The organism is Acidovorax sp. JHL-9, assembly GCF_000426205.1.
Lineage (GTDB): Bacteria > Pseudomonadota > Gammaproteobacteria > Burkholderiales > Burkholderiaceae_C > Acidovorax > Acidovorax soli.
Genome location: NZ_AUEX01000013.1, coordinates 1 through 21,648, shown reverse-complemented (window position 1 = coordinate 21,648; position 21,648 = coordinate 1). Strand labels below are relative to the sequence as shown.

Below are 21,648 nucleotides of genomic sequence, written 5' to 3'. Positions count from 1 at the left end.
TGCTTATGTTGGTATCGCGTAGTCATGTCGTTGGTGTTTCCGCCGTGTTGACGGCGCTGGTGCTTGCCGGCTGCGGAACCCGGATGACGAAGGCTCCTGTGGAGGACCGTGGAGCGTCTTCGGCGGCCGCATCTTCCTCTCCCGGGGTGGTTGTCGCACCCGTCAAGCCCTTGCCGGGCGCCGAGAACGCTGGGAAACCGGGTTATTACAGTGTCAAGGCAGGGGATACGCTGATTCGCATCGGCCTTGAAAATGGTCAGGGCTGGAAAGACATTGCACGCTGGAACAATCTGGACAATGCCAATCTGATCGAAGTGGGGCAGGTGCTGCGCGTCGTGCCGCCCTCGGCTGCTGTCGCAGAGACGGGTGTCGTGACGCGTCCTGTTGCCTCCGCAGCTGTCGTCCCTTCCTCAGCCGCCAGTGCCCCCAGGCCGGCAGCCAGCGCTGCAGCGCCCGTGCCTGCTCCCCTCCCGGCGCCTGCGCCTGCAGCCGCCTCGTCGGAGGATGACGTTCCTTTCATCTGGCCTGCCTCTGGCTCCTTGCTGGCGGGGTTTGATGAGGCCCGTAACAAGGGCTACGATATTGCAGGCAAAGCCGGTGACCCGGTGCTCGCTGCGGCCGACGGGCGGGTGGTATATGCGGGCGCCGGTTTGCGGGGTTACGGCAACCTCGTCATCCTGAAGCACAACAACACTTTCCTGACGGCCTATGCACACAACCAGGCGTTGCTGGTCAAGGAAGACCAGACCGTGCGGCGCGGGCAGAAAATCGCGGAGATGGGCAGCACGGATGCTGATCGCGTGAAGCTTCATTTCGAGATTCGCCGCCAGGGCAAACCCGTGGACCCTGTCCGCTACCTGCCGGCGCGCTGAGCTTGTCCGCTGTGTCTGATGCGCTCCACGAGGATGGTCCAGACGAAAAACCGGCGTTGGTGACCGCACAGGGGAATGGATTGCCAGAGAGTGCGGAGGACGCGGGCTTCTCGGCCGAATTCAGTGGCCTTGCCGAGGCTGAATCCGAACTGCGCCATCTGGAGGTGGGTGTCGCTCAGCATGGCGCACGCCTGGACCGCGCGCTGGTCGAGCTCGTGCCCGAATTTTCCCGCAGCTATCTCCAGCAGCTCCTGTCGCAGGGGCTTGTTTCCCTGAACGGTCATACGGCGACCAAGGCTGCTGCGCGGGTGAAGGCGGGCGATCCGCTCGTGATCGAGCTGCGCCCGACGCTGCAGAGCCAGGCGTTTCGCCCGCAATCGCTGCCTATCGACGTGGTTTATGAGGACGAGCATCTGCTCGTGATCAACAAGCCGGCGGGCCTGGTGGTTCACCCCGCCCCGGGCAACTGGGGTGGAACTTTGCTGAACGGCTTGCTGGCACGCGACGAAAAGGCGCACCTGGTGCCCCGCGCTGGCATCGTGCACCGGCTGGACAAGGACACCAGCGGCCTGATGGTGGTTGCCCGGGATCGGGCCACGATGGACACCCTTGTGCGCATGATTGCGGAGCGCACCGTGCACCGACAGTACCTTGCGCTGGCGCACCGGCCCTGGACGGGGCCTCGCAACCGCACGGTGCAGGCCGCCATAGGCCGCGACCCACGCAACCGTTTGCGCATGGCCGTGGTCAATCTGGACAGCCATGCCGGCAAACCCGCGCGCACCGATGTGCGATGGCTTGCGGGCAACGACATGGGTTGCTGGGTGGAGTGCACCTTGCATACGGGACGCACGCATCAGATTCGGGTGCACATGGCATCCATAGGGCACCCCTTGGTGGCGGACGTTGTTTATGGAGGGGTTCCCGCTGCGGGAATGGAGCGTCAGGCGCTTCACGCTTACCGGCTGTGTTTCCAGCACCCGGTCTCAGGCCTTGCGCTCGAGTTCCAGGCGCCATTGCCGCCCGATATGGAGCGGGCGCTGTCTCAGTGGGGGCTGGGCTACAATCCGCCCTGACGGTCTGCCCGACCGCATTCACCCGAAGGCGGTTTCCCGCCGCGCGGTGCTTTGTTCCAGAGTGTCTTTCTGGTGCACCGTGGATCGACTCCTGCAGTTGGTGTAGTGCCTGCAATCGCTGTGTGGCCCAATTTTTCCCGGAATCGCTGAACCATGAATACGGTGGATGCCAAACGGGTCCTCGAAACCGCCCTGATCTGCGCTGCGCAGCCCATGGCGGTACGGGAGCTGCGTGTACTTTTTGATGATGCACTGGGGACGGACACGCTGAAAGTCCTGTTGCAGGAACTCCAGCAGGACTGGGCTTTGCGGGGCGTCGAACTGGTGCAGGTGGCCTCCGGGTGGCGATTTCAAAGCCGCCCAGAAATGCGTGAATACCTGGACAAGCTTCACCCGGAAAAACCTCCGCGCTATTCGCGTGCCACGTTGGAGACGCTGGCCATCATTGCGTACCGTCAGCCGGTGACGCGTGGGGACATTGAGGATATTCGGGGCGTCACCGTCAACAGCCTGATCGTCAAACAACTGGAGGACCGGGGTTGGGTGGAGGTCATTGGCCACCGCGAAACCGTGGGCCGGCCGGCGTTGTTTGCCACCACGCGCCAGTTTTTGGATGATCTGGGCTTGCAGTCACTGGACCAGTTGCCTGTGCTGGATGATCCCACCGGCAGTGCCTCGGTCCTGGAGGCAATGGCCTCGGCAGCCAGCCTGCAGGGCGCTTTGGAGATGGATGGAGGCGGCATCCCCGAGGTTTTTTCGTTGATGAGCGATCAGTTGCCGGGCTTGGAACGCCAGGAAGCGTCGCAGGAAATGCAGGCCAGGCCAAGTGTGGAGACCCATCTCCACGATGAACAAGAGGATGCCCCCGGGGGTGTCTCGGGAAATAATTTATGAACGATTCCACTTCCGATGTACAGAACATGCCGCATGAGACGGAGAATTCCGAGGCGGCAATGCTGCAGAAAAAATCTGCGGCACGAAAAACCTCTCGCAAGAAAGCGGCGCCAACGGATGGTGCTGTCGAGGAGGTGGCGGCCCACGTTGCGCTCGCCAAAGAGTCGGTGAAGCCGGAGTCTGCTGCGGTGTTGTCGGTTCCGCTGAAGAGCGCGGAAGTGATGTCCCAGGCCGCCGTTGCGGACTTGCCAGCGATAGAAGATCGCAGCCAGGCCGGTGCCAGGCCCCCGGCGAATCCACACCACGCGGGAGGCGTTGGGCGCGGCAAGCGATCCTCCCCCTCTGCGGCGGGTGGTTACCAGTTCGAAGACGTCATTTCCGGGCGTTTCGATGCCGACGAGGTCGACAGCGAGGACGTGGCACCCAAGCGCGTTTTATTGCCCCAGGCAGAAACGCCCAAGCTTCACAAGGTGCTGGCGCAGGCAGGGTTGGGCTCTCGCCTCGAGATGGAGCAGTTGATTCTCGAGGGAAGAATTTCGGTGAACAACGAGCCGGCACACATCGGTCAGCGCGTGCAGTTTGGCGATCAGGTGAAGGTGAATGGCAAGCCGATTCGTTACCGCATCGATCCTCCGCCAGCGCGTGTCATCGCGTACCACAAGCCCGTCGGGGAGGTGGTCTCCCACGATGATCCGCAAAACCGTCCGACCGTGTTCCGCAAGCTTCCCCGCTTGCAGCAGGGGAAATGGCAGTCGGTCGGTCGGCTGGATCTGAATACAGAGGGGCTGCTTTTGTTCACGAGTTCGGGCGAGTTGGCCAACAAGCTGATGCACCCCCGATTCGGGTTGGAGCGGGAATATGCCGTACGCGTTCTGGGCGCCTTGAGCAACGAAGAAAAACAGCATTTGTTGGACGGTGTCCGGCTGGACGACGGCATGGCCGCGTTTGGCTCGATCGAGGACGGCGGCGGGGAGGGTTCCAACTGCTGGTATCGCGTCACCATCTCCGAGGGGCGCAATCGCGAGGTGCGTCGCATGCTGGAGGCCGTGGGCCATGCGGTCAGCCGCCTGATCCGGATCCGGTATGGCGCGATGGTCTTGCCCCGTGGGCTTAAGCGGGGGGCCTGGCTGGAGCTCGATGAGAGCGACATTCGCGCCCTGGTGCAGGCTGCCGGGGCGGGGCGCTCAGAAGCCAGAGGCGTGGGTGGCGAGGAAGGCATTGGCGGCGCAGATCGCGGCAACAGGGGGCGCGGACGTGGGGGGCAACGCGCGGGCGATGCGCGCAAGCGTTCTGCCGGTGCCGGTGCTGGTGGAGGAGGGGGCAGAGCGCGCGGCCAGGGGCCGCGTCGATCGGATGATCCGGGCGTGCGCAGCGGCAACCCGGATCGCCAGCGCGGGAGTGCACAACCCGATCCCATGAAAACATCGGTGGGCTACATTGGCGTAGACAGTTTGTCGCGCCACCGTCAGGACCAGCGCCGTATGGGTGGTGGATCCCGTCGCGGAGGCAATCGCTAGACCTGCCGGCGTTTTCTTGCCCGGTTAGAATCAAAAGCTTTGCCCTATGGGCAAAAATCACAGCAACATCACACCAGGAAATCAATATGGCTATCGAACGTACTCTCTCCATCATCAAGCCCGACGCAGTTGCCAAGAATGTCATTGGCCAGATTTATGCCCGCTTTGAAGCCGCCGGCCTCAAGGTTGTTGCTGCCCGTATGGCGCACCTCTCCCGTCTGGAAGCTGAGCAGTTCTATGCGGTGCACAAGGAGCGTCCTTTCTTCAAGGATCTGGTGGATTTCATGATCTCCGGCCCCGTCATGATTCAGGCGCTGGAAGGTGAGAACGCGATCCTGAAGAATCGCGAATTGATGGGTGCAACGGACCCGAAGAAGGCCGAGGCCGGCACCATTCGCGCTGATTTCGCAGACAGCATCGATGCCAATGCCGTGCATGGTTCCGATGCCCCTGAGACCGCTCAAGTGGAAATCGCCTTCTTCTTCGCCGGCATGAACGTCTACTCGCGCTGACATGATTGTCCCCACACTCGTTCTGGTCTCGCTGGAGCAATCAAGTGCTGGGGACAGCTGCGACCGATCGAGGGCGCGGCTGCCATGACAACCAACCTTCTGGATTTTGACCTGGATGGGTTGATCGGTTTTTGTGGTCAGCTCGGAGAAAAGCGTTTTCGTGCGACACAGCTTTTCCGCTGGATTCACCAGCGGGGCGTCAGCGATTTTGACGGCATGAGCGATCTGGCCGTTGCATTGCGGACCAAGTTGAAAGGCTGTGCCCACGTGCAGGCCCTGCCAGTCATCAGTGAGCATGTTTCGGCGGATGGCACGGTCAAATGGTTGTTTGACGTGGGTGGCGGCAATGCCGTCGAATCCGTGTTCATTCCTGAAGATGATCGGGGAACACTCTGCGTATCGTCGCAGGCCGGTTGCGCGGTAGGGTGCCGATTCTGCTCGACAGGCCATCAGGGCTTCAGCCGCAATCTCACCACGGGTGAGATCGTTGCGCAGTTGTGGTTTGCCGAGCACGCCTTGCGCGCCCGCTTTGGATCTTCTTCCCGCGTCATTACCAATGTGGTGATGATGGGGATGGGCGAGCCGCTACAAAACTATGCGGCCCTTGTGCCGGCGTTGAGGGTCATGCTCGATGACCATGCTTATGGCCTGTCGCGCAGGCGTGTGACGGTGTCTACCTCGGGTGTCGTTCCCATGATGGATCGATTGTCGCAGGACTGTCCTGTGGCCTTGGCTGTGTCCTTGCACGCGCCCAGTGATGCCTTGCGCGATTATCTGGTGCCGATAAACCGCAAGTATCCGATCCAGGGGTTGCTGGAGGCGTGTCACCGTTATCTCGAGCATGCGCCAAGGGACTTCATCACATTTGAATATTGCATGCTGGATGGGGTGAACGACCAGATCGAGCATGCCCATCAACTGATTGAACTGGTCAAACCATCGATTGGCAGGGCGATCCGCTGCAAATTCAATCTGATTCCGTTCAATCCATTTCCGGCATCAGGGCTCAAGCGTTCTTCCCAGGCACAGGTGGCAATTTTCGCAAAGGTGCTGAGCGATGCGGGAATTGTCACGACAGTGCGCAAGACGCGCGGAGATGATATCGATGCCGCCTGCGGTCAATTGGCAGGCGATGTGCAAGACCGCACACGTGTGGTGGAGCGCATGGCAAAGCAACGCACAATCGTGCTCAAACAGGTGACTTAGGTCGCTACTTATCAAGGAAGCGCTACATGGTGGGATCGACTGGTGGTCGCTGGCGGCAATATCGGCACTGGATGCTGATGGCTTGTGGTGTCCTGGGCTTTTGTTTTGCTCTTGGCGGCTGTGCTGCCAATGGGGGCGCCTCTGCTTCGGACTCCACTGCGGATCTGGTGACACCGTCCGACGAACCTGATGCAAGGCGCCGTGCACGAATTCGCCTGGAGCTGGCATCGAATTACTTCGAGATGGGACAGACTGCCGTGGCCCTGGACGAGGTCAAGCAGTCGCTTGCGGCGGATGCCAGCTATGCGGACGCCTACAACCTGCGTGGTCTTATCTATTTGCGGCTCAACGATTTTTCCCAGGCGGAAGAAAGCTTTCGCCGGGCGCAGGCATTGCGTCCAGGCGACCCCAACTTGTTGCATAACTTTGGCTGGCTTTTATGCCAGCAGAAAAAATATGCAGAAGCGGATCAGCAGTTTGTCCGTGCGCTGGACAACCCTGCATATGCTGCCCGCGGCAAGACGCTGATGGCCAGAGGACTGTGCCAGGTGGGTGCAGCACAGTATGCGGAAGCCGAGCAGTCCCTGATCAAGGCCTATGAACTGGATGCTGCAAATCCCGTGGTGGGGTACCACCTGTCTGCGTTGCTGTTGCGACGCAATGAGTTGAGTCGTGCGCAGTTTTACATTCGGCGCCTCAACAACAGCGAATATGCCAACTCGGAATCTTTGTGGCTCGGGATCAAGGTGGAGCGTGCCTTGGGGGACACGGTGGCCGCGCGGCAGCTTGCAGACCAATTGCGCAAGCGATTCCCGGAGTCGCGCGAGTGGGGTGCGTATGAACGCGGGGCATTCAATGAGTGAGTGGATGGGCGAGCAGTCGGGTTCTGAATCGCATGACCAATATGCGCGCGGGGTGACGGCGGGCGCGTTGTTGCGGGAGGCCCGAGAGGCTGCCGGGGTGCATATTGCTGCTCTGGCGGGAGCCACGAAGGTTCCTGTGGGAAAGCTCGAAGCCCTGGAGGCGGATGATTTTTCTGCACTCCCGGACATCGTATTTGTGCGGGCTTTGGCGTCCAGCATTTGCCGTACCCTGAAGATCCACCCTGAGCCGGTTCTGGCGCTTCTCCCGCAAGGAGAAAGTCCCAGGCTGTCCACCAATGACGGGGGGCTGAATGCGACCGTCAAGGGCTTCCGAAGCAAATCATCGTCTACGCCGTTTGTCGTTCCACGCTCGAAAACGCTGGTGTGGGTGGTGGGCATGCTGCTGATCGGGGCAGCGCTGATGATTTTTTTGCCTCGCAGTCTTGAGGCTGACCTGTTGGCTTTGTTCAAGCAACGGGCGCCAGATGCCGTGATTTCCACACCTGCGGTGGACGTGGCACAGGAGCGCCCAGCCCCTGCAATTTCCGCGCCGGCGAGTGCCACCTCTGGCGTGGAGGTCGCAGCTTTGACCGGTGACTCCAAGGAGTCGGCGGGGGAAGTACCACCGGTTCCTGCCATGTCTTCCGTTGGCGCATCTGCTGTCCCCCCGTCTGCTGTCGATGCACCTGCTGGTGTGCTTGCCTTCAAGGCCCGCAGCGAGTCGTGGGTACAGGTTCGGGATGCGACAGGTGCCGTGGTATTTCGGCGCAATTTGGCACCCGACGAGCTGGTTTCTGTGTCGGGTGCACTGCCTCTGGCGGTAGTCGTCGGACGAGCGGATGCCACCGAGGTTTTTGTGCGTGGCAAGCCTTATGAGCTTGGCTCCGTGTCCCGTGAGAATGTCGCTCGCTTCGAGGTGAGATAGTGGAAACAATGGATAGCAATACCGCGCCGATCTCCGTGTCAAAACCTGCCCTTCGGCGCTCCAGGCAGGCGAGGGTGGTGTGGGGCTCTCGTGTCGTCACGGTGGGCGGCGATGCTCCTGTGCGCGTCCAGTCCATGACCAATACGGATACGGTGGATGCTATCGGCACAGCCATCCAGGTGAAGGAGCTGGCCCAGGCGGGGTCCGAGTTTGTCCGGATTACCGTCAACACGCCGGAGGCTGCAGCAGCGGTCCCCTATATCCGGGAGCAACTGGATCGCATGGGGGAGAGCGTGCCCCTGGTCGGCGACTTCCATTACAACGGCCATCGGCTTTTGACAGATTTCCCGGATTGTGCCCAGGCATTGTCGAAGTACCGCATCAATCCAGGCAACGTCGGCAAGGGCGACAAGCGTGATCGCCAGTTCGGTCAAATGATCGAGGCTGCAATGCGGTGGAGCAAGCCGGTTCGCATCGGTGTCAATTGGGGCAGTCTTGACCAGGAACTTCTGGCAAGCCTGATGGATGCCAATAGCCGTCGCTCCCAACCATGGGATGCGCGCCAGGTGATGTACGAGGCGCTGATCACTTCAGCCGTGGAGTCCGCGCGTCGTGCCGAAGACATGGGCTTGGACGGCAATCAGATCATCCTCTCGTGCAAGGTCAGTGGCGTTCAGGATCTGATCTCGGTTTACCGTGAATTGGCGCGCCGTTGCGACTATGCGCTGCATCTGGGGCTCACGGAAGCGGGGATGGGTACCAAGGGAACCGTGGCATCTGCCACTGCGTTGTCGATCTTGCTGCAAGAAGGCATCGGCGACACCATTCGGGTCTCGCTCACCCCCCAACCGGGTGAAGCGCGGACGCAGGAAGTTGTGGTGGCATCGGAGATCCTGCAGTCGCTGGGGCTGCGGATTTTCGTCCCCAGTGTGACGGCATGCCCTGGTTGCGGTCGCACGACCAGCACCACTTTCCAGGATCTGGCCAAACAGATTGACGATTTCCTTCGCGCGCAGATGCCTGTGTGGCGCGTGCGTTATCCCGGTGTGGAAAATCTGAAGATTGCGGTCATGGGGTGTATCGTGAATGGCCCCGGTGAGAGCAAGCACGCTGATGTCGGCATAAGCCTTCCCGGTACCGGTGAAGCACCTGCTGCCCCGGTGTTCATTGATGGGGAAAAAGCCCTCACCCTGCGTGGCGACAACATCGCCAATGAATTCCATCAGATCGTCGAAAACTACATCGAGAAGCGGTTCGGGGCAGTGTCTTCGACCGCGTAGTTTGTGAGCGCGATCCCGGCGCGGTTGACCTGCAGGTCGTTGGCGCGCCCTGTTGCTTATCCTTCCATCTCCATAAAGAAAATACCGCAGTGCGTACTGAAAAAGGAACCCCTGTGTCGAAGCTTGAAAAGCTAACCGCTGTCAAAGGCATGAACGACATCTTGCCGCCCGACTCCGCGCGGTGGGAATGGCTGGAGGGCAAGGTGCGCTCGCTCATGGAGCGGTATGCCTATCGCAATATTCGCACTCCGATTGTCGAGCCAACGTCGCTGTTCGTGCGCGGGCTGGGGGAAGTCACCGATATCGTCGAAAAGGAGATGTATTCCTTTGAAGACCGCTTGAATGGCGAGCAACTGACCTTGCGGCCGGAGGCGACGGCTGGAGTCGTTCGCGCGGTTGCTGAACACTCCATGCTGTACGACGGTGGCAAGCGTTTGTACTACATGGGCCCCATGTTCCGCCACGAGCGTCCCCAGCGGGGGCGGTATCGCCAGTTTCACCAGATCGGAGCGGAAGCGCTCGGATTTCCCGGTGGGGAACTGGATGCGGAATTGATTTTGTTGGCCAATGCATTATGGAAAGAGCTGGGTCTTCACAATGTGCGCCTGGAGATCAACAGTCTGGGTCAACCGGACGAACGCAAGGCCCACCGGGCCGCTTTGATTGCCTATCTGGAGCGCCATGTCGATGCTCTGGATGAGGAGGCACGACGGCGACTGCATAGCAACCCGTTGCGGATTCTGGACACCAAGAACCCGGCGATGCAGCAGATCGTGGAAGCGGCACCGCGGCTGATTGATTTTCTCGGTGAAGCGTCTTTGCAGCACTTCAACGTGGTCAAGGCCATTTTGGATGCGAATGGCGTTTCCTGGCGGGTCAATCCACGGCTGGTGCGTGGCATGGATTATTACAATCTGACGGTGTTTGAGTTTGTCACGGACCAGCTGGGTTCCCAGGGCACTATTTGTGGTGGCGGACGATACGACTATCTTATCGAGCAGATAGGAGGCAAGGCCGCGCCTGCTGTTGGCTGGGCCCTTGGGGTCGAGCGTGTGCTGGAACTTCTGAAGGAGCAGGGCAGCGCCATTCCACCGGTGACCCCGGATGTTTACGCGGTCATTCCGGATGCGACCGCTTTGCCGGTGGCCATTGCGACACTGGAGCGTTTGCGGGCGCACGGTGTCTGCGTACAGATGCATGGTGCCCCTGCGTCGGGTGAAGGCATGGGAAGCATGAAATCCCAGTTCAAGAAGGCAGATGCCAGCGGCGCCCGGCATGCGCTTGTTTTTGGCTCGGATGAGCTGGGGCGTGGCATGGTTTTGTGCAAGTCGTTACGTGATGGCAGTGGTGCGCAGACAGAGCACTGCCTGGATAACGTGTCCGAATGGGCCGGCACCCTGCAATTTTCCAGTTAATTTCAAGCAAGCATAGTCATGGCCAATCATCTCGATCTCGAAGAGCAAGAACAACTTGATCAACTCAAGCATTTCTGGAATACCTGGGGAACATTGATCAGTTCCCTGGTGTTGCTGGTATTTGGCTCTCTCGCCGCCTGGAATGGTTACCAGTATTGGCAGAATCGCCAGTCAACGCAGGCCGCGGCACTTTTTGATGCAGTGGATGTGGCTGCCCGCGCCGGAGACCAGGCTCGCATGGAGCAGGCGTTTGGTGATCTACGCTCCAAATATGCAGGAACGACGCAGACTGCGCAGGCAGGGCTGGTGCTTGCCAGATTCATGCTCGATGCCAGCAACGCTACGGGGGCGAAGGACGCTTTAACCTGGGTCGCCGAGAATGCCGGTGATGATGGCTACAAGGCGCTTGCCAGGTTGCGCCTGTCCAGCGTGCTCATGGATCAGAAGGATCTGGATGGAGCACTCAAGCAAGTCTCGGGATCATTTCCGGCCGAATTCGAGGCAGTGGTCGCTGATCGCAAGGGTGATATCTTGCTGCTGCAGGGAAAGCAGGAGCAAGCCATTGCCGAGTACAGCCGCGCGTTCAAGGCTTTTGATGATCGCGTGGAGTACCGCCACCTGGTGGAGGTCAAGCTCAACGCATTGGGCGTTCATCCTCAAGACGCTGTCGCAGTGGCCGTTACATCCGACAAGGTCAAAAAATGAGATTTGTTCTACCTGCGCTTTCTCCGTTGTCGATCTTGCGTGTCAAGCATGTGGCATCCGTGCTTTTGGCAGGGGCCGTGCTGAGTGGTTGCTCGCTCTGGGGTGGTAGTTCCAAGCCCGTGCCTGCGGATCTTGGTCCCAATGTTCCCGTTCTGGGCGTGCGCCAGGTTTGGACGGCGCGCCTTGGTGGCGTTACAGGGTTGCCCCTGGATGTTCACGCTGCTGGCCATGTAGTGACCGTCGCATCGGCGGACGGCGTGGTGGTTGCTCTGGATGCCCGATCGGGAGCGGATCTTTGGCGCGCCTCGCTGGGTGAACCCTTGTCGGCGGGGGTGGGCAGCGACGGCAAATGGACTGCCGTTGTTTCCCGCAGCAACATGCTGGTAGCCATGGAGGCAGGGCGCGAGCTGTGGCGCAAGCCTGTGCAGACGCAAACCTTTACCGCTCCGCTGGTGGCGGGAAACCGCATTTTTGTGTTGTCTGCCGACCGGTCAGTTGCTGCCTATGATGCTGCAACGGGGCGGCGTTTATGGACCCAGTCCCGTCCCGGAGAGCCCTTGGTATTGCGTCAATCCGGGGTGCTCCTGGCGGTTGGTGATACGCTGGTGGCAGGATTGTCGGGCCGATTGGTGGGCCTCAACCCGGACAATGGCAGTGTGCGATGGGAAGCCCCTCTGGCCAGTGCCCGTGGTACGAACGATGTGGAGCGTCTCGTGGACTTGGTCGGTCGTGTTTCGCGTGTCGGCGATAGTGTCTGCGCGCGCTCATTTCAAGCCTCCGTGGGGTGCGTGAACACGGCGCGTGGCACCGTGGCTTGGACGCAGCTTGCGGCGGGAACAGAGGGTATTCACGGCAACGGAGAGCTCATTTTTGGCACCGAGAGCAATGGTGTGGTGCTTGCCTGGCGCCGGGCCGATGGCACGCGTGCCTGGACATCGGATCGGCTCAAGTTTCGAAAGCTGACGGCGCCGCTGCTTTTGGGGCGGTCGGTTGTTGTGGGGGATGAGGCCGGGCTCTTGCATCTGCTGTCTCGCGACGATGGCGGCCCGTTGAATCGATTGACCACGGATGCCTCCGGCATCGCCGCCGCTCCGGTTGTTGCTGCGGATACCTTGGTGGCTGTCACCCGCAATGGCGGGATATACGGCTTCCGTCCTGATTGATGGGTTGTTTTCAATGAAGCCAGTTATCGCCCTCGTGGGGCGTCCGAACGTCGGAAAATCCACGTTGTTCAACCGTCTCACAAAGTCGAGAGACGCCATCGTGGCCGACTTTGCCGGGTTGACGCGCGACCGGCACTACGGCAACGGCAAGCAAGGCAAGCACGAGTACATCGTGATCGATACCGGGGGGTTCGAGCCGGACGCATCCAGTGGCATCTATCGCGAGATGGCCAAGCAAACGCAGCAGGCGGTGGCGGAAGCCGATGTGGTGATCTTTGTGGTGGACGCACGCGCGGGTGTTTCAGCGCAGGACCACGACATCGCAAATTATCTTCGCAGGCTGGGCAAACCGTGCATCTTGGTGGCGAACAAGGCCGAGGGGATGGTGCAGGGCGTTCAGCTGGCAGAGTTCTACGAATTGGGCCTGGGTGACGTTTACCCGGTGTCTGCGGCCCATGGTCAGGGGATTCGTGGGCTGGTGGATCTGGCCCTGGAGCCGCTTCATCTGCCGGAGCCCGACGATACCGAGCTGGACATAGATAAAGGTGTGATAAAGCTGGCTGTGGCCGGCCGCCCCAACGTGGGCAAGTCAACCCTGATCAATACGTGGCTGGGTGAAGAGCGTCTGGTTGCCTTTGACATGCCAGGCACCACGCGCGATGCCATCACGGTGCCTTTTGAGCGAAATGGGCAGCGGTTCGAATTGGTCGACACTGCCGGATTGCGTCGCAAGGGGAAAGTGTTCGAGGCTATCGAGAAGTTCTCGGTGGTCAAGACCCTGCAGGCGATCGAGTCGGCCAATGTCGTGCTGCTGTTGCTGGATGCCACCCAGGGAGTCACAGACCAGGACGCGCATATTGCAGGGTACATCCTTGAGAGTGGGCGGGCGGTGGTTCTGGCCGTCAACAAGTGGGATGCCGTCGATGACTACCAGCGCCAATTGCTTGAGCGGTCTATTGAAACCCGGCTGACGTTCTTGAAGTTTGCAGCAATACATTTCATCTCTGCCAAAAAGAGACAAGGCTTGGGTCCCTTGTGGGCTTCCATCGCCCAGGCGCACAAAGCGGCGACCTGCAAGATGTCTACGCCGGTACTGACGCGTGTGTTGCTGGAGGCGGTGCAGTTTCAAGCACCGAAGCGCGTGGGCATGTTCCGCCCCAAGATGCGATACGCACACCAGGGGGGCATGAATCCGCCGGTGATCGTGATCCACGGGAATTCCCTGGAACATGTGACGGATGCTTTCAAGCGTTTCCTGGAAGGGCGTTTCCGCAAGGAATTCGATTTGGTGGGAACACCGCTGCGCATCGAAATGAAGACATCTCACAACCCCTTCGCTGACAAAGACGAAAGTTAAGTCAAAAACGTGGGTGCCCGAGGGACTCTGTGGAGTCGACTTTGCTGCAGTGCGCGCTGTGGTAAGGTGATGGTTTACAACAACACTTGAACACGGAGAATATCGTGAGCAATAAAGGCCAACTTCTGCAAGATCCTTTCCTGAATGCTCTGCGCAAGGAGCACGTTCCCGTATCCATTTATCTGGTGAATGGCATCAAGCTGCAGGGGCAAATTGAATCGTTTGACCAGTACGTGGTGCTGCTGCGCAACACAGTGACCCAGATGGTCTACAAGCACGCCATTTCCACGATTGTGCCGGGACGTGCGGTCAATTTTTCCACAGCAGACACCGCGGATGCTGAAAACAGCGGCGCCTGATTGGGCGCGGTGCGGCACGGCCGGTCAACAAAGACCCGCCACGAAGATGGGCCGGTTCATTTGAGTTCCTCTGATTCGACCAATGCTCCACGTACGCCAGTGCTTCTGGTGGGAGTCGATTTTGGTCTTCCTCATTTTGATGCCAGCCTCGAGGAATTGGGGTTGCTGGCGCAGACTGCCGGGCTGGAGCCTGTTGCACGGCTGACGTGCAAGCGCAAGGCGCCCGATGCTGCACTGTTTGTCGGTTCGGGCAAGGCGGATGAGATCCGCATGCTCGCACAGATGCATGGTGCAGTGGAGGTGCTCTTTGATCAGGCATTGAGTCCCGCACAGCAGCGCAATCTGGAGCGCCACCTTGAGTTGCCTGTCAACGACCGGACGCTGCTGATCCTTGAAATTTTTGCCCAACGGGCCCGAAGCCACGAGGGCAAGCTGCAGGTGGAATTGGCGCGTTTGCAATACCTGAGCACTCGACTGGTTCGGCGCTGGTCGCACCTGGAGCGTCAGCGCGGTGGGATCGGGGCGCGCGGGGGGCCGGGCGAAACCCAGATTGAGTTGGATCGGCGCATGATCAGCGACGCTGTCAAGCGGACCAAGGAACGCCTGACCAAGGTGAAACGCCAACGCTCGACGCAGCGACGCCAGCGAGAGCGGCGTGATACTTTCAATATTTCCCTGGTGGGTTACACCAACGCCGGAAAATCCACCTTGTTCAATGCCTTGGTGAAGGCGAGGGCGTATGCCGCCGATCAGCTGTTCGCCACGTTGGATACCACGACGCGGCAGTTGTATCTGGGGGAGGCTGAGAGGTCCGTTTCGCTATCGGATACCGTCGGCTTTATTCGCGACTTGCCACACGGATTGGTGGATGCCTTCCAGGCCACGCTGCAAGAGGCGGTGGATGCGGACTTGCTGTTGCATGTCGTGGATGCGTCCAATCCCAATTTCCCCGAGCAGATCGATCAAGTGCAACGGGTGCTGCGCGAAATTGGCGCTGCCGACATTGCCCAGTTGCTGGTATTCAACAAGCTCGATGCCATTGCGCCGGAGCAGCGTCCCGCCTTGTTGCAGGATATGTACGAACTGGAGGGCCGACCTGTGGACCGCCTGTTTGTCAGTGCGCGCAGCGGGGAAGGTCTTGATGTACTTCGGCAAAAATTGGCCCAGACCGTGCTTGCCGTCCAAGCCGACATGACCCCAGTCGATCTCGCTGAATTTCCGATCCAGGCGCCCTGATTGGGCACAATGCCGGTTGCATCGATATCACCAGAGAACCAGAGACTTTGCGCATGAATTTTCAAGACCGTAACCCACGCTGGGCAACGCTCCCAGACCGCATCCGTGGGATGTTCAATTTGAACGATCCCCGGTGGGGGCGTGGCGAGGACAAGGCCGAGGATGGCAACCGTCCTGAGCCCGAGCGTCCGCCTGTGCCGCCTTCAGGAGGCGGCAGTGGGCGCGACTCTGGATCCAAGGGGCAGCCACCTGATCTGGACGAATTGTGGCGCGACCTCAATCGCAAGCTGGGTGGACTGTTCGGCAACAAGAGCGGTGGATCTCGGGGCCCTGGTGGCGGCAATGGCGGTGGTTTCCAGCCGGATATGAAGAATGCGGGCATGGGCATTGGGCTTATCGCCGGTATTGTGTTTATGATCTGGATGGGAACCGGTATCTTCATTGTCCAGGAAGGCCAGCAGGCAGTCATCACGCGCTTTGGCAAGTACCAAAGCACCAAGGGGGCGGGTTTTAACTGGCGCCTTCCCTATCCGATTGAACGCCACGAACTGGTTTTTGTGACCCAGATTCGCTCTGCCGACGTGGGGCGGGACAATGTGATCAAGAGCACGGGCCTGCGCGAGTCGGCCATGTTGACTGAAGATGAAAACATTGTCGAAATCAAGTTCGCCGTTCAGTACCGCCTGAGCGATGCCAGGGCGTGGCTCTTCGAAAGCAAGAATCCGGCAGATGCGGTGGTGCAGGCGGCAGAGACGGCCGTGCGTGAAGTGGTGGGCAAGATGCGCATGGATACCGCCCTGGCCGAAGAGCGCGATCAGATTGCGCCGCGGGTGCGCGCGCTGATGCAGACCATACTCGACCGTTACAAGGTGGGTGTGGAGGTGGTCGGCATCAATCTGCAGCAGGGGGGGGTGCGTCCGCCAGAGCAGGTGCAGGCCTCGTTTGATGATGTGTTGAAGGCCGGGCAGGAAAGGGAGCGGGCGAAAAATGAAGCCGAGGCCTATGCCAATGATGTGGTTCCTCGTGCAGTCGGTTCAGCTTCCCGGTTGAAGGAGGAGGCGGCTGCATACAAGGCCCGCATCGTGGCCCAGGCGCAGGGCGATGCGCAACGGTTTTCTTCCGTTCTGGCGGAATATCAGAAAGCCCCACAGGTGACGCGCGACCGCATGTACCTGGAGTCCATGCAGCAGATTTACGGCAACGTGACCAAGGTGCTGGTGGAGTCGCGGCAGGGATCCAATCTGCTCTATCTGCCGTTGGACAAGATCATGCAGGGTGTCTCGCAATCATCCGGTTCGGTCGAGACTCCCGTCGCTGGCGGGGCCTTGGCGGTGCCTCCGTCGGCACCGGCTGGCAGTTTGTCGAACGATTCCCGTGCGCGTGACAGCAGTCGTACGCGTGACCGCGAAACCCGCTAGGAGCATCTTGTGAACAGAGTTGGATTTATTGCTTCTACCGTCTTGGTAGTGCTCGCATTGATGAGTTCGATGCTCTTCGTCGTGGATCAGCGCCAGTTTGGTGTCTTGTATGCCCTGGGGCAGATCAAGGAAGTCATCACGGAACCGGGGTTGAACTTCAAGCTGCCGCCACCTTTTCAGAACGTGTCCTATATTGACAAGCGGTTGTTGACCCTCGACAGCACTGATACCGAGCCCATGCTGACGGCTGAGAAGCAGCGTGTGGTCATTGACTGGTATGTGCGCTGGAGAATTTCTGAACCCACCGAATACATCCGCAACGTTGGTCTGGATGAGACTGCGGGGGCCATGCAGCTCAATCGGGTGGTGCGCAATGCGTTTCAGGAGGAAATCAACAAGCGGACGGTCAAGGAACTGTTGTCGCTCAAGCGCGAGAACCTGATGGCCGATGTGAAGCGCGAAGTCCTGGAAACCGTCCGCGGCGCCAAACCGTGGGGGGTGGATGTGGTGGATGTTCGCATCACCCGGGTTGACTATGTCGAGGCGATCACCGAATCCGTTTATCGTCGGATGGAGGCAGAGCGTAAGCGCGTGGCCAATGAGCTGCGTTCGACGGGGGCGGCGGAGGGGGAGAAGATTCGTGCCGATGCCGATCGTCAGCGCGAGGTCACCATCGCCAATGCTTATCGCGATGCACAAAAGGTCAAGGGCGAAGGGGATGCCGAGGCTGCACGCATCTATGCCGAATCGTTTGGCCGTGATCCTCAATTCGCCCAGTTCTATCGCAGCCTGGAGGCCTACAAGGCCAGCTTCAGCAAGAAGAGCGACGTCATGGTGCTGGACCCGTCCTCATCTGATTTTTTCAAGGCTTTTCGGGGTGGGTCTGCTTCCCCTGCAGTCCAGCCGGCGCGCAAGTAACACCACCGGCCAAGCCACGTGGAATTGAACGATAGTCTCTGGACCGCGCTGGCGCTGGTGTTGGTGATCGAAGGGCTTTTGCCGTTCGTGTCACCTGCCGGCTGGCGCCGCGTCTTTACGCAGATGGTGCAGCTGCGCGACGGCCAGATTCGGTTTTTTGCACTGCTGTGCATCGTTTCTGGCATCGCCATGCTGCTGGTCTGATTCTGGGGAACTCAATCCCGCGACCATGGCAGCGTTCGGTGTGTTTCACCGCTGCCGGTAGAATCACGTTTTTAACAGCCTTCCCATTTCCATGTCTGCTTGGGTCCTGCCGGATCATATTGCCGATGTCTTGCCGTCCGAAGCACGGCACATCGAAGAATTGCGTCGCGGGCTGCTTGATACGGCCCGTTGCTATGGCTATGAGCTTGTCATGCCGCCGCTGCTGGAGCACCTGGAGTCTCTGCTGACGGGAACCGGTGAGGCACTCGGTCTGCAGACTTTCAAGTTGGTGGATCAGCTGTCAGGCCGTTCCTTGGGGCTGCGTGCCGACACCACACCCCAGGTTGCCCGCATCGATGCGCATCTGCTCAATCGGAAGGGGGTCACCCGACTCTGCTACTGCGGTCCGGTGGTGCACACGCGGCCTGACCGTCCCCATGCGACGCGCGAGCCGCTGCAGTTCGGTGCAGAAATCTATGGCCATGCCGGGCTGGAGGCAGACCTTGAGGCGCTGCTGCTGGCGCTGCATTGCCTGCGGGTCGCCAATGTGCAGGACACCACCGTGGATCTTGCCGATGTTCGTATAGTTCGTAGCTTGCTTGCAGGGGTGCCGGTGGATGGCAACCTGCTTCAGGCCATTCATGCAGCCTTGGCCACCAAGGATGCCGGCGAGTTGGCTTTTCTGGCCCGCGATTTTCCCGTGGCATCGCGCGAGGGGTTGCTGGCGTTGTTGCAACTCTATGGCGATGAAAGTATTTTGCTTGAGGCAGAAAAGGCCCTCAAGCGCACACCTGGTGTGTGCGAACTGCTATCCAACTTGAAGTGGTTGGCATCCCGCCTCGAGGGTGTTCGTGTCACTTTCGATCTGGCCGATTTACGGGGTTATGCCTATTACAGTGGGGCGCGCTTTGCCATCTATGCCCCCGGAGCCAGTGATGCCTTGGTGCGCGGTGGTCGCTATGACGAGGTGGGTGCCGTATTCGGGCGCAACCGGCCTGCCGCTGGGTTCAGTCTGGACATCAAGCAGGTGGTCGGCGTGGTGTCCCCGCGCGCACTGAAGGCTGCCATTCGTGCACCCTGGGGCGATTCGGGCGATGTTCATGCGGCCATTTCGACGCTGCGCAATCGTGGCGAAACCGTGGTTTGCGTGCTGCCGGGGCACGAAAGCGAAGTTGATGAGTTCCATTGCGATCGAGAGCTGGTTCTGGCCTCGGGTCAATGGGTCGTGCAAGCTATTGAAGCAACTGACAATTGAATTGGGTTTGAGATGAAAGCAACCAAAGGTCGCAATGTGGTCGTGGTCGGTACCCAGTGGGGTGACGAGGGCAAAGGAAAGCTGGTGGACTGGTTGACGGAAAGCGCACAGGGCGTTGTCCGTTTTCAGGGAGGGCACAACGCAGGACACACGCTGGTGATCAACGGCGTGAAGACTGCGTTGCATCTGATCCCCAGTGGCATCATGCGGCCGGGAGTCAAGTGCTACATCGGCAACGGGGTGGTGCTGTCTGCTGCCAAGCTTTTCGAGGAAATCGAGGGGCTTGAGAAAGCCGGTGTTGAGGTGCGCTCGCGCTTGCGCATCAGTGAGGCCTGTCCGCTGATCTTGCCATTTCATGTGGCGCTGGATGTTGCCCGAGAGGCTGCCCGCGAGCAAGGCGGTACGGAGAAAATCGGCACTACGGGCCGGGGAATTGGCCCCGCTTATGAGGACAAGATTGCCCGCCGTGCCTTGCGGGTCCAGGATCTCAAGTACCCGGAGCGGTTTGCTGTGAAATTGCGCGAACTGCTCTCTTTGCATAACCACGTGCTGGCGACTTTCCTGGGATCTGGCAAGTTCGTTTTTGGTGATGCTCTTCAGCCCTATATGCGCGACGGTGAAGTGCAGTTCGATGCAGTCTACGCCGAGGCCATGCGCCATGCCGAGTTGCTCAAGCCCATGATGGCGGACGTTTCGCGGGAGCTCAACAGTGCGCACGAGTCAGGTGCAAATCTGCTGTTTGAAGGCGCGCAGGGCACCTTGCTCGACGTGGACCATGGTACCTATCCCTATGTGACCTCCAGCAACTGCGTTGCAGGCAACGCCGCGGCGGGCTCTGGTGTCGGGCCCGGCATGCTGCATTACATCCTCGGCATTACCAAGGCTTACTGCACACGCGTGGGAGGCGGTCCTTTCCCTACCGAGCTGGATTGGGAGAAGCCCGGCACGCCGGGCTACCACATGAGCACGGTGGGGGCCGAGAAGGGTGTAACGACTGGGCGCAGTCGTCGTTGCGGATGGTTTGACGCTGCCTTGCTCAAGCGCAGCGCACAGGTCAATGGCCTGTCGGGTCTATGCATCACGAAGCTGGACGTACTCGATGGCCTGGCGGAGTTGAAACTGTGCACCGGTTATGAACTTGACGGCGAGTTGATTGACCTGCTGCCGATGGGGGCGGACGACATTTCCCGTTGCCAGCCCGTGTATGAGACGTTGCCAGGTTGGAGTGAGTCCACGGTTGGCGTGACGGACTATGCCAAACTGCCATTGAGCGCGCGGCAATACTTGGAGCGTATCGCCGAAGTCACCGGCGTTCCCATTGCCATGGTCTCTACCAGTCCGGATCGTGACCACACAATCCTGATGCGCCATCCCTACGTGGCATAGCCCCTGGATCGTTAAATTTAAAGCATTGCCAGCTATTGATTCAGGAGCAAGTATGTTGACGGAAGACGGCAAACACCTTTACGTAAGCTATGACGAGTACCACAATCTCATCGAGAAGCTGGCGCTCAAGGTGCATCAGTCGGGGTGGGAGTTTGAGACTATCCTTTGTCTGGCCCGTGGTGGTTTGCGTCCAGGAGACATCCTGAGCCGCATCTTTGACAAGCCTTTGGCCATCATGTCTACGAGTTCTTACCGGGCTGAAGCGGGTACGGTTCAGGGGCATCTGGATATCGCACGTTTCATCACTACGCCCAAAGGTGAAATTGCCGGGCGTGTGTTGTTGGTGGACGATCTGGCGGACTCTGGCCACACGTTGCACGCGGTGATGGACATGTTGAAGACGAACTATGCTCCCATCTCGGAATTGCGCAGTGCGGTCATCTGGACCAAGGGCATCTCAACCTTCACGCCAGACTATTCGGTGGAGTTCCTGCCAACCAATCCATGGATCCATCAGCCCTTTGAAGGCTACGACGCCTTGGGGCCAGACAAACTGCTGGAGAAGTGGAAGGTGTGATGGATTGGTATCGCTGAGTGCGCTGTGGGCGGAAATTTTTCGCCTCATTTCCGTGCTACAATTTATGGCTTCGCTGCCGTGAGCCATCTTCGTGAGGGGTCTGGATGCGGAGGAAAAAAGAAGATGGTTTTGGGTTGGTCTGGGTAAAAACCCGGTATATAATTCAAGGCTTCGCTCGGCGGGTCTGGTTGCTGTGAGTGGCTGGGATCTGGAGAGTGAAAATTTTCGAAAGTTTGACGGTTCTTCAAAAACTGTGCTAGAATTTAAGGCTTCGCTGATCGCAGCGGGTTGAAGATGATGGGGCGGCTTAGGCGCTTTGTGATCTGGTTCATTAAAAACATACAGCCGATAAGCGTGGGCGTTTGATGGCGAGTGCCAAGTTCTTTGGAACTAGTGCTTAGCACTACAAACGCTCATGAGAGAGAAGTGAAGTTCACTTCAATTCTTAATTATGAGTTGCTCGAAAGAGCGAAAAAATCAAGATCGAACTGTAGAGTTTGATCCTGGCTC

At 59.5% G+C, this 21,648-nt stretch carries 21 protein-coding genes; all 21 read left to right on the top strand.

Annotation, left to right across the window (positions count from 1 at the left end; all coding sequences use genetic code 11):
• The first annotated feature begins 5 nt into the window (after positions 1–5).
• The 21 genes from K225_RS0110155 to K225_RS0110055 all read left to right on the top strand — a co-directional run bounded on the left by K225_RS0110155 (position 6) and on the right by K225_RS0110055 (position 21,138).
• Positions 6–872 carry a peptidoglycan DD-metalloendopeptidase family protein gene (locus K225_RS0110155; RefSeq protein ID WP_026436303.1) on the top strand — a complete coding sequence of 289 codons (867 nt, stop codon included), beginning with the start codon at positions 6–8 and terminating at the stop codon, positions 870–872.
• Between the two features lie 80 nt (positions 873–952).
• Positions 953–1,948 carry an RluA family pseudouridine synthase gene (locus K225_RS0110150; RefSeq protein ID WP_026436302.1) on the top strand — a complete coding sequence of 332 codons (996 nt, stop codon included), beginning with the start codon at positions 953–955 and terminating at the stop codon, positions 1,946–1,948.
• A 153-nt stretch (positions 1,949–2,101) separates the two neighbouring features.
• Positions 2,102–2,842, top strand: coding sequence for an SMC-Scp complex subunit ScpB (gene scpB, locus K225_RS0110145; RefSeq protein WP_026436301.1), 741 nt, complete (start codon positions 2,102–2,104; stop codon positions 2,840–2,842).
• Positions 2,839–4,359 carry a pseudouridine synthase gene (locus K225_RS0110140; RefSeq protein ID WP_026436300.1) on the top strand — a complete coding sequence of 507 codons (1,521 nt, stop codon included), beginning with the start codon at positions 2,839–2,841 and terminating at the stop codon, positions 4,357–4,359. The genes scpB and K225_RS0110140 overlap by 4 nt, the downstream gene beginning before the upstream one ends.
• An 86-nt stretch (positions 4,360–4,445) precedes the next feature.
• Positions 4,446–4,871: a nucleoside-diphosphate kinase gene (ndk, locus tag K225_RS0110135; RefSeq protein ID WP_026436299.1), complete on the top strand. Its 426-nt coding sequence runs from the start codon at positions 4,446–4,448 to the stop codon at positions 4,869–4,871.
• Between the two features lie 84 nt (positions 4,872–4,955).
• On the top strand, positions 4,956–6,077 hold the full coding sequence (rlmN, locus tag K225_RS0110130) for a 23S rRNA (adenine(2503)-C(2))-methyltransferase RlmN (protein WP_026436298.1): 1,122 nt from the start codon (positions 4,956–4,958) through the stop codon (positions 6,075–6,077).
• Positions 6,078–6,103: 26 nt separating this feature from the next.
• On the top strand, positions 6,104–6,940 hold the full coding sequence (gene pilW / locus K225_RS0110125; protein ID WP_026436297.1) for a type IV pilus biogenesis/stability protein PilW: 837 nt from the start codon (positions 6,104–6,106) through the stop codon (positions 6,938–6,940).
• A complete protein-coding gene (locus tag K225_RS0110120; protein WP_026436296.1) occupies positions 6,933–7,865 on the top strand; it encodes a helix-turn-helix domain-containing protein in 933 nt (310 codons plus the stop codon). Before pilW ends, K225_RS0110120 begins: the two co-directional genes overlap by 8 nt.
• Before the next feature lie 8 nt (positions 7,866–7,873).
• Positions 7,874–9,145, top strand: coding sequence for a flavodoxin-dependent (E)-4-hydroxy-3-methylbut-2-enyl-diphosphate synthase (ispG, locus tag K225_RS0110115; RefSeq protein ID WP_051248853.1), 1,272 nt, complete (start codon positions 7,874–7,876; stop codon positions 9,143–9,145).
• A gap of 149 nt (positions 9,146–9,294) precedes the next feature.
• Positions 9,295–10,560, top strand: a complete 1,266-nt coding sequence (gene hisS, locus K225_RS0110110) for a histidine--tRNA ligase (protein ID WP_034712375.1) — start codon at positions 9,295–9,297, stop codon at positions 10,558–10,560.
• A gap of 18 nt (positions 10,561–10,578) precedes the next feature.
• Positions 10,579–11,265 carry a tetratricopeptide repeat protein gene (locus tag K225_RS0110105; RefSeq protein ID WP_026436293.1) on the top strand — a complete coding sequence of 229 codons (687 nt, stop codon included), beginning with the start codon at positions 10,579–10,581 and terminating at the stop codon, positions 11,263–11,265.
• Positions 11,262–12,428 (top strand): outer membrane protein assembly factor BamB, encoded by a 1,167-nt coding sequence (gene bamB / locus K225_RS20685; RefSeq protein WP_051248852.1) that lies wholly within the window; start codon positions 11,262–11,264, stop codon positions 12,426–12,428. The genes K225_RS0110105 and bamB overlap by 4 nt, the downstream gene beginning before the upstream one ends.
• A gap of 13 nt (positions 12,429–12,441) precedes the next feature.
• Positions 12,442–13,785 (top strand): ribosome biogenesis GTPase Der, encoded by a 1,344-nt coding sequence (der, locus tag K225_RS0110095; RefSeq protein ID WP_026436291.1) that lies wholly within the window; start codon positions 12,442–12,444, stop codon positions 13,783–13,785.
• A gap of 104 nt (positions 13,786–13,889) precedes the next feature.
• Positions 13,890–14,144: an RNA chaperone Hfq gene (gene hfq, locus K225_RS0110090; protein ID WP_026436290.1), complete on the top strand. Its 255-nt coding sequence runs from the start codon at positions 13,890–13,892 to the stop codon at positions 14,142–14,144.
• A 108-nt stretch (positions 14,145–14,252) separates the two neighbouring features.
• Positions 14,253–15,380 (top strand): GTPase HflX, encoded by a 1,128-nt coding sequence (hflX, locus tag K225_RS0110085; protein ID WP_026436289.1) that lies wholly within the window; start codon positions 14,253–14,255, stop codon positions 15,378–15,380.
• A gap of 53 nt (positions 15,381–15,433) precedes the next feature.
• Positions 15,434–16,798: an FtsH protease activity modulator HflK gene (gene hflK / locus K225_RS0110080; RefSeq protein ID WP_026436288.1), complete on the top strand. Its 1,365-nt coding sequence runs from the start codon at positions 15,434–15,436 to the stop codon at positions 16,796–16,798.
• A gap of 9 nt (positions 16,799–16,807) precedes the next feature.
• Entirely contained in the window at positions 16,808–17,716 is a 909-nt protein-coding gene (gene hflC, locus K225_RS0110075) for a protease modulator HflC (RefSeq protein WP_026436287.1), read from the top strand.
• A gap of 18 nt (positions 17,717–17,734) precedes the next feature.
• On the top strand, positions 17,735–17,920 hold the full coding sequence (locus K225_RS0110070) for a DUF2065 domain-containing protein (protein WP_026436286.1): 186 nt from the start codon (positions 17,735–17,737) through the stop codon (positions 17,918–17,920).
• Between the two features lie 91 nt (positions 17,921–18,011).
• Positions 18,012–19,175, top strand: a complete 1,164-nt coding sequence (locus K225_RS0110065) for an ATP phosphoribosyltransferase regulatory subunit (protein ID WP_026436285.1) — start codon at positions 18,012–18,014, stop codon at positions 19,173–19,175.
• A 12-nt stretch (positions 19,176–19,187) separates the two neighbouring features.
• A complete protein-coding gene (locus K225_RS0110060; RefSeq protein WP_026436284.1) occupies positions 19,188–20,561 on the top strand; it encodes an adenylosuccinate synthase in 1,374 nt (457 codons plus the stop codon).
• Positions 20,562–20,613: 52 nt separating this feature from the next.
• Entirely contained in the window at positions 20,614–21,138 is a 525-nt protein-coding gene (locus K225_RS0110055) for a phosphoribosyltransferase (RefSeq protein ID WP_026436283.1), read from the top strand.
• The last annotated feature ends 510 nt before the right edge of the window (positions 21,139–21,648 follow it).